This is a genomic window from Methanomethylovorans sp. (assembly GCF_050177135.1).
Taxonomy (GTDB): domain Archaea; phylum Halobacteriota; class Methanosarcinia; order Methanosarcinales; family Methanosarcinaceae; genus Methanomethylovorans.
Genome location: NZ_JBFXHJ010000179.1, coordinates 1 through 4,005, shown reverse-complemented (window position 1 = coordinate 4,005; position 4,005 = coordinate 1). Strand labels below are relative to the sequence as shown.

The 4,005-nt window shown below is 43.3% G+C and carries 3 protein-coding genes; all 3 read right to left on the bottom strand.

The annotated features are described in order from the left end of the window. Positions 1-314: type IV pilin N-terminal domain-containing protein (locus tag AB7U21_RS10935; RefSeq protein ID WP_428389004.1), on the bottom strand; the 314-nt coding region annotated here is incomplete at its 3' end. A gap of 10 nt (positions 315-324) precedes the next feature. Then, positions 325-2,265, bottom strand: coding sequence for a type II secretion system F family protein (locus AB7U21_RS10930; protein ID WP_428389002.1), 1,941 nt, complete (start codon positions 2,263-2,265; stop codon positions 325-327). A gap of 12 nt (positions 2,266-2,277) precedes the next feature. Next, positions 2,278-3,927 carry a type II/IV secretion system ATPase subunit gene (locus AB7U21_RS10925; RefSeq protein WP_428389006.1) on the bottom strand — a complete coding sequence of 550 codons (1,650 nt, stop codon included), beginning with the start codon at positions 3,925-3,927 and terminating at the stop codon, positions 2,278-2,280. Between the last annotated feature and the right edge of the window lie 78 nt (positions 3,928-4,005).

The window sequence follows — 4,005 nt, the reverse complement described above, 5'->3', positions numbered from 1 at the left end:
GAAGGTTTCGTGTACAGGGAAGTAAGTTGCTGCGGGCTTATTTCATAGCGGTTAGTATTGATGTCCACAAAGATCCTTATATTATCAGCTTGAACCCTCTCTCCTCCTACATGCCTCAACCATATAGTATCAGTATTACTATCCACCCAGCCATCTACATCAAGTGATGGCTTTTCCGTGGAACCTTGCGGAGAAAGCAGAAAAACGGCTATGACCGAAAATGCGATCACAGCTATACCCGTCAGCAGGATTTCCCCTATTATTTCGGATACAGCCTCATTGTTTTCTATCAGGTTCTTTTTTTCTGGATACATATATGGCTCCTTAAAAGAATGTCATGAATACCAGATATGCCGTAAGCATCATGACTATAGAATATTTGAATCCGGCACTTACCTCTCCTCTTTCCATTTTACCTGCAACAAGACCGGAGCAAAGTCCCTGGATCATGGCTGCATGGAACAGAAGCACATTGTATTCTTCAAGATCCACTAGTTGAATAAGGGGCATGCCTATATTTGCATTTGCACTTGCAACCGGCATGGATGGAAGGAAATATGCTGCAAGGATGTATACGATGAACAGGAACACTCCAAAGGCAACATAAATGATGAACACATACACGAACATCTCTGATTTTCGTTCTTTCTTCAACTGCTTTTGCACTTCAGCATCTGTTGCAGCGATAGTAAGCACGTTCATAATGTTGCTGGTGGTTTCCGTAGCTTTGATGATGATATATACGATCTTAGTTGTCATTTCAGTCCTGATGCGATATTCGAATTTCTTAAGCGCTTCAGAAAGAGTGGCGCCCCAGGACAGTTCATTATGCATTCTTCTCACTTCGGTGTGCAGTATCCCTATCTTCAAATGTGTTGCAAAACCAATAGCATCTGTTAAAAGCATACCGGATTCGTTCATACCTGCAAGGTTCTTCAAAAAATCAGGTATTTGTTCATCTATTTTTGTTATCCTCATATGCCATAGTTCATAGAAGAGCACATATGGGATTATAACTATGAGCATGGCGCTGAATATTTGCCCATCGACGGATGCAAGAGCTTCTATATTGAAGTCCGAAATGGACGTTAGATTAATGAGATCAATATGTCTGTTAATGTTATAGCGCAAATAAACTATACTTAAGGGTATGCTGATCAGTAAAGTGTGTTTGGGATTTGCCTGCATCCATTTTATTGGATGAAGCACGCGAGAAGTGACTTTATTGATCTTTTCGTAATACCTGATATGTGTTATTTTTTTCTTTTCGTCTTCATTCCCTTCTCTGAGGGGGACATCCTCGAATTCCTTAAGATACTTGTCTAGCTTATATATCTCCGTTCTTTTACTTCCGTGTCCTGTCAGAGAGTTCAGAAGAAGCAGGTATGTAACAGTGCTTACCGGAATTATCAAATAAACTATTATGTAAAGTATTTTTGTGCTGCTGGGATTTATAAGCCCAAGGACCACCAGTATTGTCATGAGAAAAAGAGGACCTGCTACAAAAGTGGAAATGTATACCTCTGCCATAACACCCAGTGTTTCAAAGAACATACGTTGTTGCTTCATGGCATTGTCGTGGAAGTACTTACTTTTCGAACCAAGATAGGCAGAAATATTTCCCCCGCTCGACAGAACAGAAGAAAGACCTTCCAGAAAGTCCCTCAATTCTCCGGAAGGCGACCTGTGAGTAGCGTTGCTTAATGCTGTCAACAGATCAGTTCCGAAATATTCTATGTCGTTCACTATTTTGGTGAACTCGGAAGCTGCAGCTCCGTATATGTCTTTCTGTTCACTTAACGATCTGAACATATCCAATACGGTAATAGCTCCTCCATGACTGAGCGCATAGAGGAAAGCAACAGTATGGGAAAGTGATTGGTCAATGACACCGATCCTTATCCCTGCTCTGACACCTGGGATCAGCAGGCATGTTGTGAACGTGATATATCCTATGATTACAAAACTGAACATTGTTTCTATCATTGTCCAGTAGAACGGGGGCATAATTTCGTATATGAGCGGATCTGATGTTAACAAGAGAGCAAAAACGAGCAGCACAGTTCCCTTAGACACTGTATATATGAAGGCTGCTGCCAGTATACCGAAAAAAAGAGCATATATATAGGCGCGCACGATGTATTCGTCCGTAAGGACTTTCATACTAGCCCGCTGCAATTGTAACCGAAGCTGGATGTAGCGATCATTATCCCGGGATATGAATGGTCTGAAGAGGTCACACGTTGCTTGCAGAATATTGTGCATCTATACCCCGTCTCAAATGTTCTGGGAGATCATATCCTGGAGAGTATCGCTCTTTATAGCATCCAATACCATTGCAGGATTTGCCGAATAGGCTTGCACGACCAGGGAAACGCTGACATAATCGCGCATTTGCTTTCTGCTCATGTACTCAAGGATAATTTTCCTATTGGTCATCTCTTGTTCCAGTTTCTCCTGATTCCAGCCACGCGCCTGCATTACCATTTTCAGAGCATGTGATTCACCTGAACGACGAAATGTATCTGCCAGTGGGTCCCATTTATATAGTTCGTTCACAAGCAATTCCCCTGTTACGGAATCCATATCTGTGAGCTCAACAACGCTCTCTGTTCTTCTGACCTTCTCATTGTCCACGAAAGTTAACAGCTGAATGGTCATAATATCCAGGGAATGAAGCATCACACGTGGTACATTAAGGGGTTCACTGTTGAGCCTGCTGACAACTGCCTGCACATCACCGGCGTGGATGGTGGAATATGTCGCATGACCTGTGGATATGGCCTGGAACAGAGTGAGAGCTTCTTCTCCACGTACTTCGCCTACAAGTATATATTCCGGTCTTTGCCTGAGTGCAGACCTGAGCAGGTCATACATGGAGATCTCGCCTCTGTCTGAAAAGGATATAGCTTCCCTGGTCACTCCTGCTATCCAGTTGTCATGGTGCAGCATCAGTTCCCTGGTATCTTCTATAGAGACAACTTTTGATAAAGGTGGAATAAAAAGGGAAACGGCATTGAGCATGGAGGTTTTGCCTGATGCCGTTCCACCTGCAAACAATGCACTGTTCCCGTTTTCCATAGCCAGCCAAAAATAAGCCATCATTTCCACAGTGCATGTGTTGTAGTTGATAAGATCTATGGGGGTGATCGGGTCTCCGCGGAACTTCCTTATAGTAAAAGAACTACCTCTGGTAGTGATCTCTTTTCCGAGGGTTGCCTGAAGGCGGGAGCCATCGGGAAGTGTGGCATCCACCAGTGGCTCTCCGATGGATATATGCTTACCACTTTTCTGGCAAAGCCTGATGACCATGGAGTTAAGTTCCCGTTCCTCATAAACGATATTGGTCATTATATTGCGATACTTTGCATGATAGAGGAAAACCGGTATATTTGGCCCGTCACAGGAAATGTCCTCGATGAACGGGTCCATGAGCAGGGAATTGATCCTGCCTTCTCCCATGAAGTTACGCTCGAGATAGTACATGATGCGATACATGGAAGGGATGTCAAGGTCTGCATGATATCTTTTAAAAAGCTGTAGCACATGATCGGTCAGAACCTCCAGCTTCTTTTCCCTCTTTACCATCTTCCCCAGAGTAAGCAGGTCCTTGAGGTCATCGTAGAGTATCTCAAGCAACTCTTTCTCATATGTTGTGAGCGCTGGCTCAACTACATGAAAATAGTTAACATCTTTTTTTTTGAGAATGGATATGAATGAGTAGGGTTCGTTGACCCAGTACCGTTCAATTTCCTTATATCCGTCAGGAACAGAATATTCAATAAGCGGGCCATGCATCAGTGGATCGTATGGTGGAAAGGAGCGATGTGATCTTTTCCAGAATCGCAGGTCAATGCCTGTAATAGCCGAATAAAGGGGATCCGTTGATCTTTTGGGGTTATTTCTCTGGACGACTTTGGCTATCATTGTTTCATCCGGTAGATCCTTAACTGAGGCATGAAGCCCACCTATCTCATCATCATTATGATAACAAGAGGTGTTCAG

Excerpts from the sequence above, each read along its gene's own strand:
- AB7U21_RS10925 (WP_428389006.1), bottom strand. The coding sequence starts at position 3,927 with ATGATAGCCAAAGTCGTCCAGAGAAATAACCCCAAAAGATCAACGGAT.
- AB7U21_RS10930 (WP_428389002.1), bottom strand. The coding sequence starts at position 2,265 with ATGCACAATATTCTGCAAGCAACGTGTGACCTCTTCAGACCATTCATA.